Origin of the sequence: Pseudomonas graminis, from assembly GCF_001705435.1 — a bacterium.
GTDB classification, from domain to species: Bacteria; Pseudomonadota; Gammaproteobacteria; order Pseudomonadales; family Pseudomonadaceae; genus Aquipseudomonas; species Aquipseudomonas graminis_B.
Window position 1 is genome coordinate 186,592 of the sequence record NZ_MDEN01000069.1, and the last position, 21,582, is coordinate 208,173.

At 60.3% G+C, this 21,582-nt stretch carries 19 protein-coding genes; 10 read left to right on the forward strand and 9 right to left on the reverse strand.

All coding sequences use genetic code 11. The features are described 5' to 3' along the window. Nucleotides 1-189: 189 nt before the first annotated feature. The 8 genes from BBI10_RS22950 to gap all read right to left on the reverse strand — a co-directional run bounded on the left by BBI10_RS22950 (nucleotide 190) and on the right by gap (nucleotide 8,107). Nucleotides 190-1,698, reverse strand: a complete 1,509-nt coding sequence (locus BBI10_RS22950; protein ID WP_065992023.1) for a sigma-54-dependent transcriptional regulator — start codon at nucleotides 1,696-1,698, stop codon at nucleotides 190-192. Nucleotides 1,699-1,784: 86 nt separating this feature from the next. Beyond that, entirely contained in the window at nucleotides 1,785-2,135 is a 351-nt protein-coding gene (locus BBI10_RS22955; RefSeq protein WP_065992027.1) for a DUF5064 family protein, read from the reverse strand. A gap of 184 nt (nucleotides 2,136-2,319) precedes the next feature. Further along, complete coding sequence (locus BBI10_RS22960; protein WP_065992029.1) at nucleotides 2,320-2,724, reverse strand: YbaN family protein; 405 nt, start codon at nucleotides 2,722-2,724, stop codon at nucleotides 2,320-2,322. A gap of 93 nt (nucleotides 2,725-2,817) precedes the next feature. Beyond that, nucleotides 2,818-3,417 carry a biliverdin-producing heme oxygenase gene (locus BBI10_RS22965; RefSeq protein ID WP_065992031.1) on the reverse strand — a complete coding sequence of 200 codons (600 nt, stop codon included), beginning with the start codon at nucleotides 3,415-3,417 and terminating at the stop codon, nucleotides 2,818-2,820. Nucleotides 3,418-3,507: 90 nt separating this feature from the next. Then, nucleotides 3,508-5,865 (reverse strand): TonB-dependent hemoglobin/transferrin/lactoferrin family receptor, encoded by a 2,358-nt coding sequence (locus tag BBI10_RS22970; protein ID WP_083233240.1) that lies wholly within the window; start codon nucleotides 5,863-5,865, stop codon nucleotides 3,508-3,510. A gap of 172 nt (nucleotides 5,866-6,037) precedes the next feature. Further along, complete coding sequence (locus tag BBI10_RS22975; protein WP_141695256.1) at nucleotides 6,038-6,289, reverse strand: FecR/PupR family sigma factor regulator; 252 nt, start codon at nucleotides 6,287-6,289, stop codon at nucleotides 6,038-6,040. 80 nt (nucleotides 6,290-6,369) lie between these two features. After that, nucleotides 6,370-6,885, reverse strand: coding sequence for an RNA polymerase sigma factor (locus tag BBI10_RS22980; RefSeq protein ID WP_065992034.1), 516 nt, complete (start codon nucleotides 6,883-6,885; stop codon nucleotides 6,370-6,372). A 220-nt stretch (nucleotides 6,886-7,105) separates the two neighbouring features. Next, entirely contained in the window at nucleotides 7,106-8,107 is a 1,002-nt protein-coding gene (gap, locus tag BBI10_RS22985; protein ID WP_065992035.1) for a type I glyceraldehyde-3-phosphate dehydrogenase, read from the reverse strand. Between the two features lie 234 nt (nucleotides 8,108-8,341). Between gap and edd the strand changes: the two genes are divergently transcribed. The 10 genes from edd (at nucleotide 8,342) to BBI10_RS23035 (ending at nucleotide 20,446) form a co-directional block, all read left to right on the forward strand. Next, nucleotides 8,342-10,168 carry a phosphogluconate dehydratase gene (gene edd / locus BBI10_RS22990; protein WP_065992037.1) on the forward strand — a complete coding sequence of 609 codons (1,827 nt, stop codon included), beginning with the start codon at nucleotides 8,342-8,344 and terminating at the stop codon, nucleotides 10,166-10,168. Further along, nucleotides 10,165-11,139, forward strand: a complete 975-nt coding sequence (locus BBI10_RS22995; protein WP_065992039.1) for a glucokinase — start codon at nucleotides 10,165-10,167, stop codon at nucleotides 11,137-11,139. The genes edd and BBI10_RS22995 overlap by 4 nt, the downstream gene beginning before the upstream one ends. Nucleotides 11,140-11,238: 99 nt before the next feature. After that, a complete protein-coding gene (locus BBI10_RS23000; protein ID WP_065992040.1) occupies nucleotides 11,239-11,976 on the forward strand; it encodes a response regulator in 738 nt (245 codons plus the stop codon). Between the two features lie 74 nt (nucleotides 11,977-12,050). Beyond that, entirely contained in the window at nucleotides 12,051-13,457 is a 1,407-nt protein-coding gene (locus BBI10_RS23005; protein WP_141695268.1) for an ATP-binding protein, read from the forward strand. A gap of 138 nt (nucleotides 13,458-13,595) precedes the next feature. Beyond that, entirely contained in the window at nucleotides 13,596-14,882 is a 1,287-nt protein-coding gene (locus BBI10_RS23010; protein WP_065992042.1) for an ABC transporter substrate-binding protein, read from the forward strand. Nucleotides 14,883-14,996: 114 nt separating this feature from the next. Beyond that, entirely contained in the window at nucleotides 14,997-15,905 is a 909-nt protein-coding gene (locus BBI10_RS23015; RefSeq protein WP_037014845.1) for a carbohydrate ABC transporter permease, read from the forward strand. Beyond that, nucleotides 15,898-16,743, forward strand: a complete 846-nt coding sequence (locus BBI10_RS23020) for a carbohydrate ABC transporter permease (RefSeq protein WP_065992044.1) — start codon at nucleotides 15,898-15,900, stop codon at nucleotides 16,741-16,743. The genes BBI10_RS23015 and BBI10_RS23020 overlap by 8 nt, the downstream gene beginning before the upstream one ends. Nucleotides 16,744-16,745: 2 nt before the next feature. Beyond that, nucleotides 16,746-17,909 carry an ABC transporter ATP-binding protein gene (locus tag BBI10_RS23025; RefSeq protein WP_065992046.1) on the forward strand — a complete coding sequence of 388 codons (1,164 nt, stop codon included), beginning with the start codon at nucleotides 16,746-16,748 and terminating at the stop codon, nucleotides 17,907-17,909. A gap of 137 nt (nucleotides 17,910-18,046) precedes the next feature. Further along, a complete protein-coding gene (locus BBI10_RS23030) occupies nucleotides 18,047-19,402 on the forward strand; it encodes a carbohydrate porin (RefSeq protein WP_065992048.1) in 1,356 nt (451 codons plus the stop codon). A gap of 168 nt (nucleotides 19,403-19,570) precedes the next feature. Further along, a complete protein-coding gene (locus BBI10_RS23035; protein ID WP_065992050.1) occupies nucleotides 19,571-20,446 on the forward strand; it encodes a D-hexose-6-phosphate mutarotase in 876 nt (291 codons plus the stop codon). A 40-nt stretch (nucleotides 20,447-20,486) separates the two neighbouring features. Here BBI10_RS23035 and BBI10_RS23040 read toward each other — a convergent pair whose 3' ends face one another. Continuing rightward, entirely contained in the window at nucleotides 20,487-21,356 is an 870-nt protein-coding gene (locus BBI10_RS23040; RefSeq protein ID WP_065992054.1) for a MurR/RpiR family transcriptional regulator, read from the reverse strand. Nucleotides 21,357-21,582 lie beyond the last annotated feature (226 nt).

Here is a 21,582-nt window from a genome sequence, read left to right on the forward strand (position 1 = left end):
AGTCTGCGCTGTGGAATGTTTTCAATACAGTGTCGCGGTATCGTTACGACAGTGATGCCTTGAATGTTATGGACGTACGCGGATTTGTGGGAGCGAGCTTGCTCGCGAAGAGGCAGTACATTCGCTGAGTTTTAAACGGTCAGGATACTGCTTTCCTTAGCAAGCTCACTCCCAACTTCTATGGGCTCTTTAGCTTTTGCCCGGGATCCCGTACTTGCGCAGCCGATGGGCGATTGCGGTGTGTGACGTCTGCAGCCGCGCGGCCAATTGGCGCGTCGAGGGATACTGGCTGTAGAGCTTTTCCAGCAGCGACTTTTCGAAATCCTCGACCGCCCCTTCGAGGCTTTCGACTTCGCCATCACGGCCCCTCGCCACCGACGTACCGGCGATGTCCAGGTCGCCGATGTCGACCAGCGAGCTGTCGCAAATGGCCGCTGCGCGGAAGATCACGTTCTGCAACTGACGAACGTTGCCCGGCCAGCGATTGCCAAGCAGGGCTGGGTACGTGGTTGGCGCAAGTCGGCAGACCGGTCGCTGAATCTGCGTGCAGGCCTGCTCCATGAAATAGCGTGCCAGCATCAGGATGTCCTGACCCCGTTCCCGCAATGGTGGTACGTCCAGATTGAGCACATTCAGGCGATAGAACAGGTCTTCGCGGAAGGTGCCCTCGGCGACCATTTTCTCCAAGTCACGGTGGGTTGCGCTCAAGATGCGCACGTTGACCTGCACTTCCTTATCGCCGCCGACCCGCCGAAAGCTGCCGTCATTGAGAAAGCGCAGCAGTTTGGCTTGCAGGTACGGCGACATCTCGCCGATCTCGTCGAGAAACACGGTGCCTTTGTTGGCGAGTTCCATCAGCCCGGGTTTGCCGCCTCGCTGGGCACCGGTAAAGGCGCCGGGGGCGTAGCCGAACAGTTCACTCTCAGCGAGGTTCTCCGGCAACGCCGCGCAGTTCAGCGCAAGAAAAGGCGCCCCGTTGCGCGCGCTCACTGCATGACAGGCCCGCGCCACCAGTTCCTTGCCCGTGCCGGTTTCACCCTGAATCAGCAGCGGCGCATCCAGTGCAGCGACCCGTTGCGCCCTCGCCTTGAGGGTGCGGATCGGCGCGGAATCCCCCAACAGCGCGTCGAAACCTTCAGCGTGATCGTGGTGCAGTGCCGACAGGCGTTCGCCAATCCGGCTGGGCAGATACAGGGTCAGCAGCGCGCCCGCGTCGGTGATGGGGGTAGCGTCCAGCAGCAGCGCTTCGCCGTTGAGCGTGACTTCCCGCAGCGGCAGACGAAAGCCGTTTTCCAGCAGCGCCGATTGCAGACCCGCATCGGAAAACAGCTCGCCAATCGATTCGCCCGCCGGCTCCCGGCCATACAACGCAACCAGTGCGGGGTTTGCCAGCAGCACATGGCCGGCGCTGTCGAGGGCAAGCACCGGGTCGGTCATCGCTGCCAGCAAGGCGTCAAGTTGCAGATTACGGCGCTGGCCGGGGAGGATGTCGACCACCGTGATCGCTTCGACACCGCGCACGCGAAACAGCCGGTCCTTGAGTTCTTCAAGCACGTCATGGCTCAGCGTCGGAGCATCGATATAGACGTTGGGCGGTACCATTTCCACGGCATCGAGGTTCAGGTTGCGCGCGCCGAGGATGGCCAGCACTTCCTGGGTGATGCCGACGCGGTCAATGAACGTGACGTGAATGCGCATGGGGAAAGGAAGGGTTCGCGGGAATGAGGGGGGGCGATTATGCCAGTAATCTCATTGCCCATCCCGAGACCGTGAAAGCGAGCGGGCTATTCCAGATGCTCTGGCTTAACCGAGTCGCCGGATTTCATGTCGAGCTTGTGACGGATGTCTTCGAACATCTGGTCGTACTCGCCGTGCATCGCGTGCAGGTCGGTGGTTCTCGGCAGCCCATGCTTCTCAAGTCTGCGGGAAGCTTCGCTGGCGAAGTTGTACGCCTTGTCCTTCGGCAGCTCAAAGGTTTCGTTGACACTCTGGCCACTGATGTCACCTTCCAGCCTGAATTGCATGCCCGGCCCCGAATCAGTCTGGCTGACCTCGTAGCGGATATGAAGGTCGTAGCCGACGTCGTGTGGTTGCAGAGCGGGGTGGACGATGTGCAGATGACCTGGCTCGAACATGGCGGTGGCTCCTGAGAAAGTGATTGGACCTAGAGGGACAGACCCACGGGGCCGCCTCGGGTTCAGGCTCATGTGCTGCGCGCTGTGTGTGGAACCGGCTTTAGCCGGGGAGGCGTCAGGTGTCACGCCCCAGGATTGAGGGCGTTCAAACCGGCCTCTTCCCGGCTGAAGCCGGTTCTACATCTCACTTTTCCGGCTGAACCCGCGAAGGCTCAGGCCGTGACCAGATCCACAGATTGACCAGCACCATGCCGGCCACCGCGAAATAGATCCACCAATTATGTTTCAGTACTACCAGCATCATCATCGCGCAAATCAGCATGGTGACCGTGGCGCTGATCTTGGCCCTGCGCGCGATCATCTTGCCGTTTCGCCAGTTGCTCAGCATCGGTCCGAACACCCGATGATTCTCGAGCCACGCGCTCAGGCGCGGCGAGCTACGCGTCGCCGCCCATGCCGCCAGCAAAATGAATTCGGTGGTGGGCAGGCCCGGAATGAAAATCGCGATGATGCCGATCGTCAGGCTCACGTAGGCGAGAATGCCAAACAGGATGCGGGACAGTTTGCTGCCGGGTGGTGTACTGGTCATGGTCTCGGTAATGCAGAGTGAGCAGGTGTTGCGGGATTTTCACGTCCCGCAAAGGCGCTCAGCTTATCAGTGCCGGGCGCAAAAGGCCCGGCGTCAGGCGGGTTCCGCTTCAGACGCTGGAGCGTACGCGTGTTGCAGCAGCACATTGAAACGCTCGAAGGCCGCCACTGCTCCGCGGTCTATCGCGCGCTCCTGCTCAGCGTTGAACGGCAGATCGTCAATGACCCGGATAAAGCGCTTCCAGCCTTCGGCTCGACCTCCCGACGGTTCTCCCAGATGGCGGGCGCCGAAGGTCTCGCTGAGGTCAAGGGCCACGGCGCGTTTGATCAGAAACGCAGCACCCAGCTTCGAACCCTCCGAGACGAACAGCCAGCCCAGTGCCTCGGCAAGGCTGGGCTCCTCGACGGCGCCGGCGACAGGGCCGGGGATGCCAGCCTGAAGATCAAGCAAATCAGCCTTGGCCTGTTCGGCGCGGCATCGATCGGGCAGGTCGGCAATCAGCGCGATCAACTGTGGGTGCGTGTACAGCGTTTTCAGCTCTTCCTGAAAAAGGTACTGCGCGCTGAGGAATCGGCTGTAACTGGCCAGTGTTTCGAACGGCGCGTTGGCTTTCACCGCCTTGTCCAGTTGTTCATGGGGGGCATGGGTGATCTGGTTCAGTCGTTGCGAACGACGAATCGAGTTATCGGTCATGGGGTCTTCCTTGTTAAATGAGGCGCTTGATAACAAAACGAACGAACGTCGCAGGCGCGTAAAAAATCACGCTCCTGCAACGGGGATCGGTCAGATGTCCCACACCACGTTGACGGCGAAATTGCGTCCTGGCTGAGTCAGGCGGTCGAGGTTGGCGGGGGCGGTGGCGCCTGCGTCGCCGACGTTGTCGTAGCCGCGCACGTCGTCCCACAGCCAGTATTTTTTGTCCGCGACGTTGTACAGGCCGCCGCTGACCGTGACGTCATTGGTGACTTTGTAATAACCCGTCAGGTCAACGAGACCGAAGCCCGGCGTCTTGAACCGGGTGGCGCCATCCGGCGCGTAGTAGCTGCGGGTGTCGACCCGCGTTTTGCGCTTGACCAGGGTCCAGTTCAGCAAGCCGCCGTAGGTGTTCTGGTCATAACCCAGCCCGAATACGCCGGTCAGCGGGTTGATGCTGTTGATGGGCTGGCCGTTGTCATTGTTGCGGCCGTATAGATAGGCCAGCGAGCCTCGGGTGTAGAGGCCTTCGGGGGCGCCGAAGCTGTCCAGGTTCAGACGACCCTTGAGCTCGACGCCCTTGATCGTGGCGTGCTTGATGTTGTTGGACTGGAAGGTCGTGGTGGTGGAGTTGGCTGGAATCACCGCGTCCTCATTAATGAAGTCGCGGTACGTGTTGTAGAACGCAGCAACATCAAACGTGCCTTCGTCGAAGTGACCTCGCAGCCCGGTTTCGTAGCTCTTGCTCGTCTCCGGTTTCAAGTCGGGATTGGGCTCCACGACGTAATTGCCCCGGGTGTTCTCGAACCGGCCATACAACGCCTTGGCGCTTGGTGTGCGGAAACCCTCGGCGTACTGGCCGTACCAGGTGTAGGCGTCGTTGAACGCATACGTCAGCCCCAGCTTGGGTAACAGGCGATGCCATTTTTTCGTGCTGTCGTCGAACTCGCTCTTGCTTTTCAGGTTGACGCTTTTGAGGAATGAATCTGTGGCGTCTGGTTCGAGCGTGGTGTAGTCGTAGCGGGCGCCGGGCATGAAGGTCCAGTCGCCCCATTTGATCTGATCCTGGGCGAACAGCGCGTAGGTGGTGATCGTCGGGTTCGGGAAGTCGTTGGTGGGTGCCACGATGTCGTTCGCGCTGGCACTGACTGCACCGAGGGTGCGGCAGGTTCCGACGACCGACGCACAGGTGGCTGATCCTGTCCGAAGCCCTGTTATCTTCTGTTGCTTGAGGGTCGTGCCGTAGGTCAGCAGGTGCTGGGTGTCGCCGATGTCGAACGCCTTATCCAGCTGTGTGTCGAGGATCCATTGGCGCTCCTTGTAATGGGTGTCGCGGGTGCGCCAGACATCTCGCAAAACCGCCCCGCTTCTGGGGTCAGAGGGCAGATACCTTTCAAAGGTATTTTGATCCGTCTTGGCAATCTGGTAGTTCAGGCTCCACTGGGCGTTGTCAGCAAACACGCTGTCCAGCGCAAAGCTGTTTTCCAGGCCAAACCGCTCTCGGGTGATAACGTCGTTCCCTTCACGTGAGCCGTAGTAACCAAAACCACGACCGGCATAGAAAGGCCCGCCTACCACACTTTTCTGATTGGTATGGGTGTCGTCCTTGTACTTCTCGTAAGTGAACGCCAGACGATCATTGTCGCCGTAGTTCCAGCCCAGCTTGGCGAGCACATTGGTGGCGCGGGCGTCTTCCGGGTTCGCCTTCGTGCGTGAAAGCCCCGTGCCGCCATGCTCACCGTAGGACTCGGTCTCGTGGCCGTTGCGCTGACTGACGTGCAGCAAACCGTCGACATCCCCCGCGCGGCCGGCAACCGTAGACGAATTCAGCCAACTGTCGTCCGCCGAACTGTAGCCGGTCTTCAGGCGGGCGCCGACATCCTTGCCCGGCTTGATGATGTCCTCGGGATTGAGGGTGTAATAGCTCACGGCGCCGCCAATGGCGCTGCTCCCATACAACGCCGACGCAGGTCCGCGCAGGATTTCGACGCGCTTGATGATCTCCGGATCAACGTAATTGCGGAGGGTGTTGGCGAAAGGGCCCTGGAAGAAATTGTCCGGCACTTCCACGCCATCCACCTGGGTCAGGATGCGGTCGCCGTCGATACCGCGAATGTTATAGCCGCTGGTGCCCGCCCGCTGGCCGGCTCCGCCCACGGTGACACCGGGCTCGTCGCGTACCAGATCGCGAATGCTGTTGACGTTGCGCCGATCCAGTGCCGTGCGGTCCTGCACCGTCACCGTTCCGGGCACCGAATCCACCGACTGCGCCTGACGCGTGGCACTGACCGTAATCTGCTCCAGTTCCAGGGCATGACCCTGCTCGGCGGCAGCGATGGCGGGGCTGTGCAGGCTTGCGGCGAAAATGGCGATGGTCAGCAGCGAAAGCCCGACGTCGTGTGTGGCTCTGGGCGAGGCGGGCGGTGCGGGGTTGAAACTGGACAGCATGGATAGCGCTCCCTGTCGTGCGGGTCGTCATAGTTGTTGCGAGATGATTCAAATAGGAATCAGTTGCATTGGCTATGACTAGACGTACGGGCAGCGGCTATCGCGTAAAAATAATTAGGGTGAGTGCCAGAGCATCAGGTATTGAGCAACTGCATGCTGCTTTGCCAGCACATCACCCGGCGCTATGTTTTTTCCGCGCGGCCAGCAGCGCTGCGGCATCGAACACCGGTTGCGAATGCCACACGGCCTCGGCGCTGGCGAATACTTCGCGGTGGGAAGGATCGGCGTCGAGCCATTCCAGAAAGCGCCCATGCGTTTCGGCATCGGCAATGTCCAGTTCGATCAGCCAGGTCAGGGCTTGATCCATCGTCTCGGCGCGTGCCGCATCGGCTTGAGCGCGGCGGGGTGATTGGGCGTCCGTCAAGCAGCGTCCTCGGGGCCACGGTTTGGGCGGCAGTGTAGCGTCACTCTGTGGCACCAGCTGACGATTCTGACGGGCGAAGCTCAGTGATCCAGACGCGCGGCCACACTCAGGCAGACCGTCATGATCAGCTTCAGTTCTTTTTGCACGGTGCTGGTGGACACCCCCAGCTGTTTGGCGATCTCCAGATAACTCGCGCCGTGGAGCCGGCTGAGGGTGAAGATTTTCTGCTGCCGCGGCGTCAGGGTTTCCAGGCTCGCGCTGAGGCTTTCCAGCAACCGGTTGGCGTGGGCGGCATCCTCCAGCGCGGCGTCGGGGGCGACGACATCATGGATATCGCTGATCGGCGCATCATCGACGATGGTCCGCGCGTGAATGCGTCTGGCGCGCAGATGATCCAGTGCCAGATTACGCGCGGTCTGGAAGAGGAAGGGTTCGAGGTGCTCGATGGCTCGCTCGGAGAGCGCGCGGGTGACACGCAGGTAGGTTTCCTGAAGCAGGTCTTCGGCGGTGCTGTGGCTGCGGACCATACGCTGAAGCGTGCGCAGCAGCATGGTTCGCCGGGCGAGGAAGACAGTGTTGAAATGCGACTGAGTCACAGGGGCACCCGACCAGAATTCAGCAGATGATAATGCTTATCATCTAGAGGTCAGGTCAAGGCAGGGATTTGCACAGTTTGTAAGGGCGTTGTCCGGGGACGGAAGTCATTACTGAGGGAGGGAGTTGATCGCGAAGACCTTGGTAAATCCGCTGACTCTCCAGCGGATTGGATTCCGACTTCGCGAGCAAGCTCGCTCCTACATAGGGGGATCCCGTTACTTACTCGGCGTTCATCAACGCCAGGCAGTTATCCAGCATGCGGTTGGAGAAGCCCCATTCGTTGTCGTACCACGCCAGCACCTTCAGCAAGCGACCGCTGACTTTGGTGTGGTTCGCATCGAAGATGGACGACAGCGGGTTGTGATTGAAGTCGTGGGAAACCAGCGGCAGGGTGTTGTAACCGAGGATTTTCGAATGCTGCGCCGCTTCTTTCATGATCGCGTTGACCTCTTCGGCCGTCGCATCGCGCTTGAGCTGAATGGTCAGGTCGACCAGCGACACGTTGATCACCGGCACACGCACGGCCATGCCGGTCAGCTTGCCCGCCAATTCCGGCAGCACCAGACCGACCGCTTCGGCAGCGCCGGTCTTGCTCGGGATCATCGACTGCGTCGCCGAACGCGCGCGGTACGGGTCGGTGTGGTAGACGTCGATCAGGTTCTGGTCGTTGGTGTAAGCATGGATGGTGGTCATCAGACCGCTCTCGATGCCCAGCTCACGGTTCAGCACCTGGGCAACCGGCGCCAGGCAGTTGGTGGTGCAGGAGGCGTTGGAAATGACCTGATGGGACTGGCGCAGCACGTCATGGTTGACGCCGTAGACGATCGTCGCATCGGCGCCTTTGGCCGGAGCCGAGATAATGACTTTTTTGGCGCCGGCGGTGATATGCGCGGCGGCCTTGGTGCGGTCGGTGAACAGACCGGTGCATTCGAACACCACGTCGATGTTCAGGGATTTCCACGGCAGCTCGGCCGGGTTGCGGATGGCGCTGACCGCAATTCGGTCACCATTGACGGTCAGGCTTTCCTGATCGTGCTCAACGGTGCCGTCGAACGGCCCGTGCACGGTGTCGAATTTCAGCAGATGGGCGTTGATCTCGCTGTCGCCCAGGTCATTGATGGCGACGACTTGCAGGTCCTGACGGTAGCCTTGGGTATAGAGTGCGCGTAGGACGTTGCGGCCGATTCGGCCAAAGCCATTAATTGCGATGCGGAGAGTCATACACCCGTCCTCAAGAATTTGTTGTTGGAATTACAAGATTATTCTCATAAAAATAGAAAACAACCCCTTTTAGTGGCAGTATTTTGTTTTATCTACAAATAGAAACCCGTCTGGCCGTCACAACTGGCTCAAAATCAAGTGTTTGCCGCCGCTCCCGACCGAGCCCGGATTTGATCGCAGCCTGGTGAAAGCGCCTGAACGGGTGATCCCATCCGCTAGCCTGGAGTCCATGACATGCATCCCCGCGTCCTTGAGGTAACCGAACGGCTGATTGCTCGCAGCCGTGAAACCCGTCAACGCTACCTGCAATTGATCCGGGGTGCGGCGAGCGACGGGCCGATGCGCGGCAAGCTGCAATGTGCCAACTTCGCCCACGGCGTTGCGGCATGTGGTCCCGAAGACAAGAACAGCCTGCGCATGATGAATGCGGCCAACATCGCCATTGTCTCCTCCTACAACGACATGCTCTCGGCGCATCAGCCGTACGAACACTTCCCCGAACAGATTAAAAAAGCGCTGCGTGAAATCGGCTCGGTGGGGCAGTTTGCCGGTGGCGTTCCGGCCATGTGTGATGGCGTCACCCAGGGCGAGCCGGGCATGGAACTGAGTATCGCCAGCCGAGAAGTCATTGCGATGGCAACGGCGGTGGCGTTGTCCCACAACATGTTCGACGGCGCGCTGATGCTGGGCATCTGCGACAAGATCGTTCCGGGCTTGCTGATGGGCTCGCTGCGTTTCGGTCATCTGCCGACGATTTTTGTGCCGGGCGGGCCGATGGTCTCGGGCATCTCCAACAAGGAAAAAGCCGACGTGCGTCAGCGCTACGCCGAAGGCAAGGCGACCCGCGAAGAGCTGCTGGACTCGGAGATGAAGTCCTACCACGGCCCGGGTACCTGCACGTTCTACGGCACGGCGAACACCAACCAGTTGATTATGGAAGTCATGGGTCTGCATCTTCCGGGCGCCTCTTTCGTCAATCCTTACACACCGCTACGCGATGCCCTGACACGCGAGGCGGCGTTCCAGGTCACGCGTCTGACCAAACAAAGCGGCGACTTCATCCCACTCGGAGAGATTGTGGACGAACGTTCGCTGGTCAACTCGATTGTTGCCCTGCACGCGACGGGCGGTTCTACCAACCACACGCTGCACATGCCGGCCATTGCCCAGTGCGCGGGCATTCAGCTGACTTGGCAGGACATGGCCGATCTGTCGGAAGTCGTGCCGACCCTGTCCCACGTCTACCCGAACGGCAAAGCCGACATCAACCACTTCCAGGCCGCCGGCGGGATGTCGTTCCTGATCCGCGAGCTGCTCGACGCGGGCCTGATGCACGAAGACGTCAACACGGTCATGGGCCGTGGCCTGCGTCGCTACATCCAGGAGCCCTTCCTGGAAGAAGGCAAGCTGGTGTGGCGCGATGGCCCGGTCGAAAGCCTGGACGAAAACGTCCTGCGCCCGATCGCGCGTCCGTTTTCGGCCGAGGGCGGTCTGCGGGTCATGGAAGGCAATATTGGCCGTGGCGTGATGAAAGTCTCCGCCGTTGCCCTGGAGCACCAGATCGTCGAGGCCCCCGCCAAAGTATTCGAAGACCAGCAGGACCTCGCCGACGCCTTCAAGGCCGGCGAACTGGAGTGCGATTTTGTCGCGGTCATGCGCTTCCAGGGGCCGCGTTCCAACGGTATGCCTGAACTGCACAAGATGACGCCGTTTCTGGGCGTGCTGCAGGACCGTGGCTTCAAAGTGGCGCTGATTACGGACGGGCGCATGTCCGGCGCGTCCGGGAAAATCCCCGCTGCGATTCACGTTTGCCCGGAAGCTTCTGACGGCGGGCCGCTGGCGTTGGTGCGTGATGGGGATCTCATTCGTGTCGATGGCGTGAAAGGAACGTTGCAAGTTCTGGTCGAACCGGCAGAATTGGCCGCCAGAGAGCCGGCAGTCGGTCGCTTGTCCCATAACGTGGGCAGCGGGCGCGAACTGTTTGGTTTCATGCGCATGGCCTTCAGCTCGGCAGAGAAGGGCGCCAGCGCCTTTACTTCGAATCTGGAGACGCTCAAGTGACATTGGCGATGGTGGGTGATATCGGCGGCACAAATGCGCGGTTTGCCATTTGGGAAGACGAGCAGTTGCATTCGATCCGGGTGTTCGCGACGGTCGATTACGCCAGTCCTGAAAAGGCCTTGCTGGTCTATCTGCAGGACCTGGAATTGCAGCGCGGTGATGTCACCTCCCTTTGCCTGGCCGTGGCCGGGCCGGTGACCGGCGACGATTTCCACTTCACCAATAGTCATTGGAAGATCAATCGGCAGGCGTTCTGCGCCGAGCTGAAGATCGACCACCTGATCTTGGTCAACGACTTCACTGCCATGGCCCTGGGCATGACCCGCCTGAAGGACGACGAGTACCTGACCGTGCGTCATGGCAAGGGCGATCCTCGGGGTGCGCGGGTGGTGATCGGGCCTGGCACCGGACTCGGCGTCGGCACCTTGATCCGCAGCGGCGAAGCGCGTTGGACTGCGGTGCCGGGCGAGGGCGGTCACGTCGATCTCCCGATCGGCACGCCCCGCGAAGCCCTGCTGTGGATGCGGTTGATGGCGACCCATGAGCACGTCAGTGCCGAGACGATTCTGAGTGGCGCCGGGCTGTTGCTGCTGTATCAAGTCAGCTGCGGACTGGACGAAATCGAGCCTGAACTCAAGTCGCCTGCGGCCATTACCGCGGCGGCGCTCAAGGGTGACCCTGTTGCCAGCGCGGTGCTTGAGCAGTTCTGTGTATTCCTCGGCCGCGTGGCGGGCAACAACGTACTGACTGTCGGCGGACGCGGCGGCGTGTATATTGCCGGGGGCGTAATACCGCGGTTCGTCGACTTCTTCATGCAGAGCGGCTTCAACAAGGCGTTCGCCGAGAAGGGCTTGATGAAGGATTATTTCAAGGACGTGCCGGTCTGGCTGGTCACGGCCGAATATCCCGGCCTGATGGGCGCAGGCGTGGCGCTGGATCAATATGCGGCGAGCGCTAGCGGCAAGCTATAAGCTGCAAGCTGCAAGCAAAGACCGCGCACGTCACGCTGGCCGCTTTGAGCTTGAAGCTTGAAGCAGCCTTACCCAACCATTGCTCACAAGGACGACCATGTGAACGCTGTCAGTAAATCGATTCTGGTGGTCGACGATGACCAGGAGATTTGCGAGTTGCTGCAAGCCTACCTGAGCCGTTCCGGTTTTCAGGTGCGCACGGTTGGCGATGGGGCCGAGTTTCGACAGGCATTCAACGCAGAGGCCAGCGACCTGCTGATCCTTGACGTCATGCTTCCCGACGAAGACGGCTTCAGCCTGTGTCGCTGGGTCAGGCAACATCCGCGTCAGCCGCATATTCCCATCATCATGCTCACCGCCAGCTCCGACGAAGCCGACCGCGTCATCGGTCTGGAACTCGGCGCCGATGACTACATGGCCAAACCCTTCAGCCCCCGTGAACTTCAGGCCCGGATCAAGGCCCTGTTGCGTCGTGCCCAGTTCGGCCAGGAGCGCAGCGGAGGTGAAGTGCTGGTGTTCGATGAATGGCGGCTGGACATGGTCAGTCACCGGCTGTTCCACAACGACGGCGAAGAGGTGATTTTGTCGGGCGCCGATTTCGCGCTGCTCAAGCTGTTTCTCGACAACCCCCAACAAATTCTTGATCGCGACACCATCGGCAACGCCACCCGTGGCCGTGAGCTGATGCCGCTGGAGCGCATCGTCGACATGGCGGTGAGTCGTCTGCGTCAGCGTCTACGCGACACCGGCAAGGCACCGCGATTGATCCGCACCGTACGAGGCAGCGGTTACCTGCTGGCAGCCAATGTGCTGCCGCAAGCCGGCAACGGTTACTAGTCCTTGGTTACTTGCCCTTGATAGTGACCGACAAGAAGCGCCGCCTGCCGGTGCCGCGCTCGCTGCTTGGGCGCATGTTGTTGCTGACCTTGCTCGCCGTGTTGCTGGCGCAAACCCTGTCCAGCCTGATCTGGCTCTCGCAACTGCGCGCCACGCAGATGGAAGGGCTGGTCACCAGTGCCCGCAGTCTGGGTTTCTCCATGGCGGCAAGCGTCAGCTACTTTCGCTCGTTGCCTGTCGCGTTTCGGCCGCTGGTGCTCGATCAGTTGCGCAGCATGGGCGGCACGCGTTTCTTCGTATCGCTCAATGATCGTCCGCTGGAAATGCAGGTGCTTGAGCCTACTGCGCGCAAGACGGCGGTTATCGATGTGGTCGGTCAGGTGCTGCGGCAGAACCTCGGCGCCGACCCGGACATCCTCGTGCGCTTTGTGCGTCCCGAAGACCTGCGTATTTTCAACAGCGGCTTGAGGCTCGATGAGCTGCCACGCTCATGGGCCCATTACGCGCTGACCCTCGAACCGGTGAACCCGCCCGTGCTGGTCACGCAGATCGAACTGTCGCCCGGCGAATGGCTGTACATCGCCTCGCTGCTGCCCGAGCCCTACACCATGCTCGAGTCGGAAGGTCTGCCCTCGCAGCAAGTCTGGTTCATCGCGCTGACCAGTCTCTTTCTGCTGGTCTTCATCGGCCTGCTGGTGCACTGGCAGAGCGGCCCGCTCAAGCGTCTGGCCCATGCTGCGCGGGATCTGTCGTTGGGGGCCGACGTCGAACCGGTGGTGGAGGGCGGCGGCAGTGAAGTGGTGGAAGTGACCCGCGCGTTCAATACCATGCGCGATCGCATCAGCCGTTACCTGACCGAGCGCGGCCAATTATTCAGTGCAATTTCCCATGACCTGCGCACCCCGATCACTCGCTTGAGACTGCGCGTCGAGCTGCTCGAAGACGAGCAGATGCAGGCCAAATTCACCCGGGATCTGGATGAGCTGGAGCTGCTGGTCAAAGGCGCATTGCAGTGCGTGAAGGACACCGACATTCACGAGAACATCGAGCCGGTCGACCTCAACCACGCGCTGGATTGCCTGATCGAGCCCTATCTTGCCCCTGACGGCGCGGGCCGGGTCACGTTGCAGGGCAAGGCGATGTCGATGTACTACGGCAAGCCCCTGGCACTGCGCCGCTGCATGGGCAACCTCATCGATAACGCCATCAAATACGGCGACCGTGCGCACCTGTCCGTTGAAGACGATGCTGACGCGTTCATCCTGCATGTCGAAGACGAGGGGCCGGGTGTGCCGGAGCAGCGAATGGAACAGGTCTTTGAACCGCACTTCCGGCTGGCCGGCAAACACCAACAGGGCTACGGTTTGGGGCTCGGCATCGCCCGCAATATCGCCCATAGTCACGGCGGCGAAGTGACGTTGCAGAACATGCGCGAGGGCGGCCTGCGGGTGACGCTCTATCTGCCGCGTGGCGTTGAGTAATCCAGTCCCTTTGTTGAATGTCACAGCCTTGTGACATTCGCGCATCCCTTCGTTACCGTCCGCTCCGGGCCCTTGGTTAGAATCCACGCAGCGCAAGCGCCACGACTTGCACATGCATAACAACAAGAAAGGTCAGATATGAATTCGATTTCCCGTCTCGCTGCACTTATTTCCCTCGCCTCCTTGTTCCCTCTGAGCGCCATGGCGGCTGATGCCAAAGGCACGGTTGAAGTGGTGCACTGGTGGACGTCCGGTGGCGAAAAAGCCGCTGTTGATGTGCTCCGCGCGCAGGTTGAAAAAGACGGTTTCACCTGGAAAGACGGCGCTGTCGCAGGCGGCGGTGGTGCAACCGCTATGACCGTGCTCAAGAGCCGCGCCGTTGCTGGCAACCCGCCTGGCGTTGCCCAGATCAAAGGCCCGGACATTCAGGAATGGGCCTCCACTGGCCTGCTTGATACTGACGTGCTGAAAACCGTCTCCAAAGAGGAGAAATGGGACAGCCTGCTGGACAAGAAAGTCTCCGATACCGTGAAGTACGACGGTGATTACGTGGCCGTGCCGGTGAACATCCACCGCGTCAACTGGCTGTGGATCAACCCGGAAGTCTTCAAGAAAGCCGGTATCGAAAAAGCCCCTACCACCCTCGAAGAATTCTACGCAGCGGGCGACAAGCTCAAAGCGGCAGGCTTCATCCCTCTGGCCCACGGTGGCCAGCCTTGGCAGGACAGCACTGTTTTTGAAGCCGTCGTTCTGTCCGTCATGGGCGCCGATGGTTACAAGAAGGCACTGGTCGATCTCGACAACGCTGCGCTGACGGGCCCTGAAATGGTCAAGTCGCTGACTGAGCTGAAGAAAGTCGCGACCTACATGGATGCCGACGGCAAAGGCCAGGACTGGAACCTGGAAGCCGCCAAAGTCATCAACGGCAAGGCCGGCATGCAGATCATGGGTGACTGGGCCAAGAGTGAATGGACCGCCGCCAAGAAAGTCGCCGGCAAGGACTACGAGTGCGTAGCGTTCCCGGGCACCGACAAGGCGTTCACCTACAACATCGACTCCCTGGCTGTGTTCAAGCAGAAAGACGCGGGCACTGCTGCCGGTCAGCAGGACATCGCCAAGGTCGTGTTGGGTGAAAACTTCCAGAAAGTCTTCAGCATCAACAAAGGCTCGATCCCTGTTCGCAACGACATGCTGGCTGACATGGGCAAGTACGGTTTCGACTCGTGCGCCCAGACCGCTGCCAAGGACTTCCTGGCTGACGCCAAAACCGGCGGCCTGCAGCCAAGCATGGCGCACAACATGGCCACTACGCTGGCCGTTCAGGGTGCCTTCTTTGACGTCGTGACCAACTTCATCAACGACCCGAAAGCCGATCCGGCCGACGCGGCGAAGAAGCTGGGCGCTGCGATCAAGTCTGCCAAATAAAGGCCAGCGACTAGCGGCAGGCTGCAAGTCTCAAGCTGATCGATGATTGGCTTCTGACTTGCAGCTTGAGGCTTGCGACTTGCGGCCGCTTTCACTTTTTATTGGATTTTCACCATGAGTTCTGTTGCTGTGTTCAGCAAAGCCTCGCCGTTTGATGCACTGCAGCGCTGGCTACCCAAACTGGTGCTGGCGCCCAGCATGTTCATCGTATTGGTGGGCTTCTACGGCTATATCCTGTGGACGTTCGTTCTGTCGTTCACCAACTCGACTTTTTTGCCGACCTACAAATTCGTGGGTCTGGCGCAATACGCGCGGTTGTTCGACAACGACCGCTGGTGGGTAGCGAGCAAAAACCTCGCGGTGTTCGGTGGCATGTTCATCGGCATCAGCATGGTGGTGGGCGTGCTGCTGGCGGTCTTTCTGGACCAGCGCATCCGCCGCGAAGGTTTTATCCGCACCATTTATCTGTACCCGATGGCGCTCTCGATGATCGTCACCGGTACGGCCTGGAAATGGCTGCTCAACCCAGGCATGGGCCTGGACAAACTGTTGCGTGACTGGGGCTGGGAAGGCTTTCGCCTGGACTGGCTGATCGATCCGGACCGTGTTGTGTACTGCCTGGTCATCGCTGCCGTATGGCAGGCGTCGGGCTTCATCATGGCGATGTTCCTGGCGGGCCTTCGCGGCGTCGACCAGTCGATCATCCGCGCCGCGCAGATCGACGGTGCGAGCATGCCGAAAATCTACTGGAAGGTTGTGCTGCCAAGCCTGCGTCCGGTGTTCTTCAGTGCGGTCATGATTCTGGCGCACATCGCCATCAAGAGCTTCGACCTGGTCGCTGCCATGACGGCCGGTGGCCCGGGCTATTCATCCGACCTGCCGGCAATGTTCATGTACTCGTTCACCTTCAGCCGTGGCCAGATGGGCATGGGTTCGGCCAGCGCGATTCTGATGCTGGGCGCGATTCTCGCCATCCTTGTGCCTTATCTGTATTCCGAGCTGAGGGCCAAGCGCAATGACTAGTCTCGCCAATAAGCCCGCCCTCAGCCTGAGCCGCGTCGCGATTTATGCGGTGCTGATTATTGCCGTATTGCTTTATCTGGTGCCGCTGGTGGTCATGCTCTTGACCAGCTTCAAATCGCCGGAGGATATCGGTAGCGGCAACCTGCTCAGCTGGCCGACCGAAGTCACCGCCATCGGCTGGATCAAAGCCTGGGCGACGGTAAAAGGTTATTTCTGGAACTCGTTCCTGATCACCGTTCCCGCGGTGCTGATTTCCACCACCATTGGTGCGCTGAACGGCTACGTGCTGTCGATGTGGCGTTTCCGCGGTTCGCAGCTGTTCTTCGGCCTGCTGCTGTTCGGCTGCTTCCTGCCGTTCCAGACCGTCCTGCTGCCTGCGTCTTTCACCCTCGGCAAGATGGGCCTGGCCAATACCACGACGGGGCTGGTGTTCATTCACGTTGTCTACGGTCTGGCGTTCACCACACTGTTCTTCCGCAATTACTACGTCAGCATCCCAGAAGCACTGGTGAAGGCTGCACGTCTTGACGGTGCCGGCTTCTTCACCATCTTCCGTCGGATCATTCTGCCGATGTCGACGCCGATCATCATGGTCTGCCTGATCTGGCAATTCACTCAGATCTGGAACGACTTCCTGTTCGGTGTGGTGTTCTCCAGTGGTGATTCGCAGCCGATCACGGTCGCGCTGAACAACCTGGTCAATACCAGTACGGGCGCCAAGGAATACAACGTTGATATGGCGGCGGCGATGATCGCCGGTCTGCCGACCCTGCTGGTCTACGTGGTCGCAGGCAAGTATTTCGTGCGCGGGCTGACGGCCGGCGCAGTCAAGGGGTAATCATGGCAACGCTTGAACTACGCAATGTAAACAAGACTTACGGGGCCGGTCTGCCGGACACCCTGAAGAACATCGAACTCTCCATCAAAGAAGGCGAGTTCCTGATTCTGGTCGGCCCTTCGGGCTGCGGTAAGTCGACCCTGATGAACTGCATCGCCGGGCTGGAAAACATTACCGGCGGCGCGATCATGATCGGTGATCAGGACGTCAGCGGCATGAGCCCGAAGGATCGCGACATCGCGATGGTGTTCCAGTCCTACGCGCTGTACCCGACCATGAGCGTGCGCGAGAACATCGAATTCGGGCTGAAGATTCGCAAGATGCCTCAGGCTGACATCGATGCGGAAGTGGCGCGGGTTGCCAAGCTGCTGCAGATCGAACACCTGCTCAACCGCAAGCCGGGGCAACTGTCCGGTGGTCAGCAACAACGCGTGGCCATGGGCCGGGCGCTGGCCCGTCGTCCCAAAATCTACCTGTTCGATGAGCCGCTCTCCAACCTCGACGCCAAACTGCGCGTCGAGATGCGGACCGAAATGAAGCTGATGCACCAGCGCCTTAAGACCACTACGGTTTACGTGACCCACGACCAGATCGAAGCAATGACCCTGGGCGACAAAGTGGCGGTCATGAAGGACGGCATCATTCAGCAGTTCGGCACGCCGAAGCAGATCTACAACGATCCGGCCAACCTGTTCGTGGCGAGCTTCATCGGCTCGCCGCCAATGAACTTCATCCCGCTGCGCCTGCAGCGCAAGGACGGTCGCCTCGTCGCACTGCTCGACAGCGGTCAGGCCCGCTGCGAGCTGCCGATGAGCATGAACGACGCCGGTCTCGAGGACCGTGAGGTGATTCTGGGCCTGCGTCCCGAGCAGATCGTGCTAGCGTCCGGTGATGCTGCAGGTCTTCTGCCGACGATTCGCGCTGAAGTCCAGGTGACCGAGCCCACTGGCCCGGATACGCTGGTATTCGTTACCCTCAACGAGAGCAAGGTCTGCTGCCGTCTGGCGCCGGATATTGCACCTGCTGTGGGCGAGACCTTGACGCTGCAGTTCGATCCGGCGAAGGTTCTGCTGTTCGACGCGAAAACCGGCGAGCGCCTGGGCGTGCTGGCACCGAGTCAGTCGGTGGAGAACATGGGGAATGTCACGCGGCTCAACCGCAACTGATCCCGACGTGCAGGAGCACTGCACAAACGAGCACCTGTGACGGGTGGATGTCTGCCGTACAAAACCCGTCATGCACACGATGTACGTGGTTACAACGCTGTTCAAAAGCTAATAACAATAAAACGAGGATCCAAGGGATGAAAAAGGTACGTAACAAGTCGCTTAACCAGTTTCAGCTGATCGGTGGGTTGTCTGTCCTGAGCGCGTTGACGGTTTCCGGAACGGCGTTTGCAATGGAGCCCTTCAAAGCCAGCGAGCACATGACCGGTGACTGGGGTGGTCTGCGTCAAGAGCTGTACGACAAGGGTTACGACTTCCCGATCGAATACGTGGGCGAAGCCGCCTCCAACCTCAACGGTGGTTATAACGACGACCGGACCGGCCGCTACAGCGACCAGTTTGCGTTTGGCGTTCAGATGGACCTGCAAAAAATCCTCGGCTGGCACGACGCAGAGTTCAAGCTCGCGATCACCGAGCGTAGTGGCAACAACATCTCCAACGACCGTATCGGCGATCCGCGTGCCGGCACGCTCAGTTCCTCCCAGGAAGTCTGGGGCCGTGGCCAGACCTGGCGTCTGACCCAGATGTGGGTCAAGCAGAAGTACTTCGACGGCAAGCTCGACATCAAGGTCGGCCGTTTCGGCGAAGGCGAAGACTTCAACAGCTTCCCTTGCGACTTCCAGAACCTTTCGTTCTGCGGCTCGCAGGTCGGTAACTACGTCAACACCTGGTACAACTGGCCTGTCAGCCAGTGGGCTGCACGCGTGAAGTACAACATCACGCCTGAGTTGTTCGCCCAGATCGGCGTCTACGAGCAGAACCCTTCGTACCTCGAAACCGGCAACAGCTTCAAACTCAGCGGCAGCGGCTCGAAAGGCACCGTCGTACCGGTTGAAGTGGTGTGGTCGCCAAACGTCAACTCGCTGCCCGGCGAATACCGTCTGGGCTACTACGTGAGCAACCCGAGCGCTGACGATCTCTACGAGAACGAAAACGGTCAGCCTCAGGCAATCGCTGGCGGTGACTTCAAGTCCCACAAAGACAAGCACGGCTGGTGGGTCGTGGCTCAGCAACAGCTGACCGCTCACAACGGCGACGCATCCCGTGGTCTGAGCATTTTCGCCAACGCGACGGTGCATGACAAAGCCACCAACTTCGTCGACAACTACCAGCAGGTCGGCTTCGTCTACAAAGGCCCGTTCGATGCACGTCCGAAGGATGACATCGGTATCGGCGTCGCGCGTATCCACGTGAACGATGATGCCCAGGACAACCGTCGTCTGGTCAACGCCGTCAACGGTATCGAAGACTACGACAACCCAGGCTACCTGCCGATCCAGAAGACCGAATACAACTCGGAAATCTACTACGGCGTGCACGTCACCGACTGGCTGACCGTGCGTCCCAACCTGCAGTACGTGAAGAGCCCGGGCGGTGTGGACGACGTCCAGAACGCACTGGTTGCCGGCATCAAGATTCAATCGAAGTTCTAACTTAAAGCGGACGCTCCTCCGCGCTCCACAAACGATCAAGGGTCGTGTGTGCTTTACGGGCAGCCTGGCTGCCCGTTTTTTTTCCGCTATTTATTCCGCAGCAATGGCTCCGCATTCGGAGCATTTTTTCTCGCGTGACGAGTGACCGCTATCTGGAGCGCTACAACGATGCCCTTCAGGGATCCCGGCTCAACCGAGCATCCTCTCCAGCGTTTCTTCACCTCGGTGCGACCGCAACCGACCTTTCAGTGGGAACGCTACCAACAGCGTGATGTGCTGGTGATCAATCATGCGCAGTGCCAGGCCGTGTTCAGCCGGCAGGGCGCTCAGCTGTTGCATTTCGAACCTGCCGGGCAGAGACCCTGGCTGTGGTGCGCCGCGCACTGGCCTCTGGTCGGCGCGATCCGCGGCGGCGTGCCGGTCAGTTGGCCCTGGGTCGGGCGTCATCCCGGCGAGAGCGGCTGGCCGGCCAATGGCTGGGGTCGGCTGCTTGACTGGAAGCTGGTCGAAAGCCACGAGCACGAGGCGGGCGTGACATTGCGCTGGCAACTCAAGCTGTGGGACTGGCAGGCGGATCTCTACGCCGAGCTCGGCCAGGCGATGGACCTGCGCCTTGAAACGCGGCACGACGACAGCGAGCCTTGCCACTTCGGCCATGGCTTGCACGCCTACTGGCGTATCAGCGATGTGGCGGACGTCGCGTTGCGTGGGCTCGATGGTGCGCACGGCTATGACGAACTCAGCCGCAGCGCCTGCGAGCAGCGGGGCGAGCTGCGGGTACAGGGCAGTTGTCAGCGGGTGTTCGAGCACGCCGGCATGCTTGAGTTGCAGGACGACGCCTGGCAGCGGCGTTTGAACATCGACACCGGCGACAGCGACAGCACCGTGGTCTGGCACCCGGGCAACCGACCGTTGCTGGGCGTGGGTGGCGATGAAGCCATGGGTTTTTTGCGGGTCGAGGCGGCGTCAGGTGTGGATGATTGCCTGAGCCTGGCCCCCGGGCAGCACGCCAGTTTGAGCCTGCAGGCCAGTCTGGTTCACTGACCTGTTCCGACGCCTGTCTTGACAGGGTCCCGTCCGTCGATCAGTTCAATTCATCGTCCGCCGGATAACGGCTCGCGTTCAGGCTTTCCTTGATCTTGCGCAGGTGCGGCTGGAAATCGACGCCCCGACGCAGGGTCATGCCGGTCGCCAGCACATCCAGCACTGTCAGTTGGACGATCCGCGAGGTCATCGGCATATAGATGTCGGTGTCTTCCGGCAGCGGAATGTTCAGGCTCAGCGTGCTGGCTTTTGCCAGTGGCGAGTCGGCAGCGGTCAGTCCCAGCACCGACGCGCCATTTTCACGGGCGATGCGCGCCACTTCCACCAGCTCGCGGGTGCGTCCGGTGTAGGAAATGATCACGAACAGCTCGCCGGTGTGGGCCACCGAGGCCAGCATGCGCTGCACCAGCACGTCGGCGTGGGCCGTGACGGCGAGATTGAAACGGAAGAATTTATGCTGCGCGTCCAGTGCCACCGGCGCCGAAGCCCCGAGGCCGAAGAAGTGAATCTGCCGCGCCTGAATCAACAAGTCCACCGCTTTGCTGATCAGGTTGGGGTCAAGCACCTGGCACACGCTGTCGAGGGACGCGATGGCACTGCCGAAAATCTTGCGGGTGTAGGCCTCCGGGTTGTCATCGGCTTCCACCGCGCGGCTGACGTAGGCGGCGCCGCTGGCCAGGCTCTGGGCCAGTTGCAGTTTCAGCTCTGGATAGCCGCTGACATCGAATGAGCGGCAGAAGCGGTTGACCGTCGGCTCACTGACCTTGGCGGCCTGGGCCAGCGCAGCGATGCTGAACCGGGTGGCCTGCTGCGGATTGCTCAGAATCGCCTCGGCGACCTTGCGCTCGGCCTTGTTCAGCTCTTCCAGACGACTCTGGATCTGCTCCAGAAGATTGCGTACGCGGTCCATTGTTTGTCCTTCTGATGAAACGTCGACAGGCGGGTGAACAGGCCTTTATTTGAAGAGTGGGAATTGGGCCTTTAGCCTGTCGCAAAGGTGGCCTATCGTACTGAGGGCCTGTGGTGATCACCACTCTAATGTGGTTCTAGTGGGAATGTTGTGGTTATTACTACATTCGGCCTTGAGTAACGCCTTTAAAAAAGGTATTTGTAGCTTAACTTGATAAAAGAACCAA

Coding starts and splice junctions, on each gene's coding strand:
- BBI10_RS22950 (WP_065992023.1), bottom strand. CDS start 1,698: ATGCGCATTCACGTCACGTTCATTGACCGCGTCGGCATCACCCAGGAA.
- BBI10_RS22955 (WP_065992027.1), bottom strand. CDS start 2,135: ATGTTCGAGCCAGGTCATCTGCACATCGTCCACCCCGCTCTGCAACCA.
- BBI10_RS22960 (WP_065992029.1), bottom strand. CDS start 2,724: ATGACCAGTACACCACCCGGCAGCAAACTGTCCCGCATCCTGTTTGGC.
- BBI10_RS22965 (WP_065992031.1), bottom strand. CDS start 3,417: ATGACCGATAACTCGATTCGTCGTTCGCAACGACTGAACCAGATCACC.
- BBI10_RS22970 (WP_083233240.1), bottom strand. CDS start 5,865: ATGCTGTCCAGTTTCAACCCCGCACCGCCCGCCTCGCCCAGAGCCACA.
- gap (WP_065992035.1), bottom strand. CDS start 8,107: ATGACTCTCCGCATCGCAATTAATGGCTTTGGCCGAATCGGCCGCAAC.
- edd (WP_065992037.1), top strand. CDS start 8,342: ATGCATCCCCGCGTCCTTGAGGTAACCGAACGGCTGATTGCTCGCAGC.
- BBI10_RS23005 (WP_141695268.1), top strand. CDS start 12,051: ATGTTGTTGCTGACCTTGCTCGCCGTGTTGCTGGCGCAAACCCTGTCC.
- BBI10_RS23010 (WP_065992042.1), top strand. CDS start 13,596: ATGAATTCGATTTCCCGTCTCGCTGCACTTATTTCCCTCGCCTCCTTG.
- BBI10_RS23015 (WP_037014845.1), top strand. CDS start 14,997: ATGAGTTCTGTTGCTGTGTTCAGCAAAGCCTCGCCGTTTGATGCACTG.
- BBI10_RS23020 (WP_065992044.1), top strand. CDS start 15,898: ATGACTAGTCTCGCCAATAAGCCCGCCCTCAGCCTGAGCCGCGTCGCG.
- BBI10_RS23025 (WP_065992046.1), top strand. CDS start 16,746: ATGGCAACGCTTGAACTACGCAATGTAAACAAGACTTACGGGGCCGGT.
- BBI10_RS23030 (WP_065992048.1), top strand. CDS start 18,047: ATGAAAAAGGTACGTAACAAGTCGCTTAACCAGTTTCAGCTGATCGGT.
- BBI10_RS23035 (WP_065992050.1), top strand. CDS start 19,571: ATGCCCTTCAGGGATCCCGGCTCAACCGAGCATCCTCTCCAGCGTTTC.
- BBI10_RS23040 (WP_065992054.1), bottom strand. CDS start 21,356: ATGGACCGCGTACGCAATCTTCTGGAGCAGATCCAGAGTCGTCTGGAA.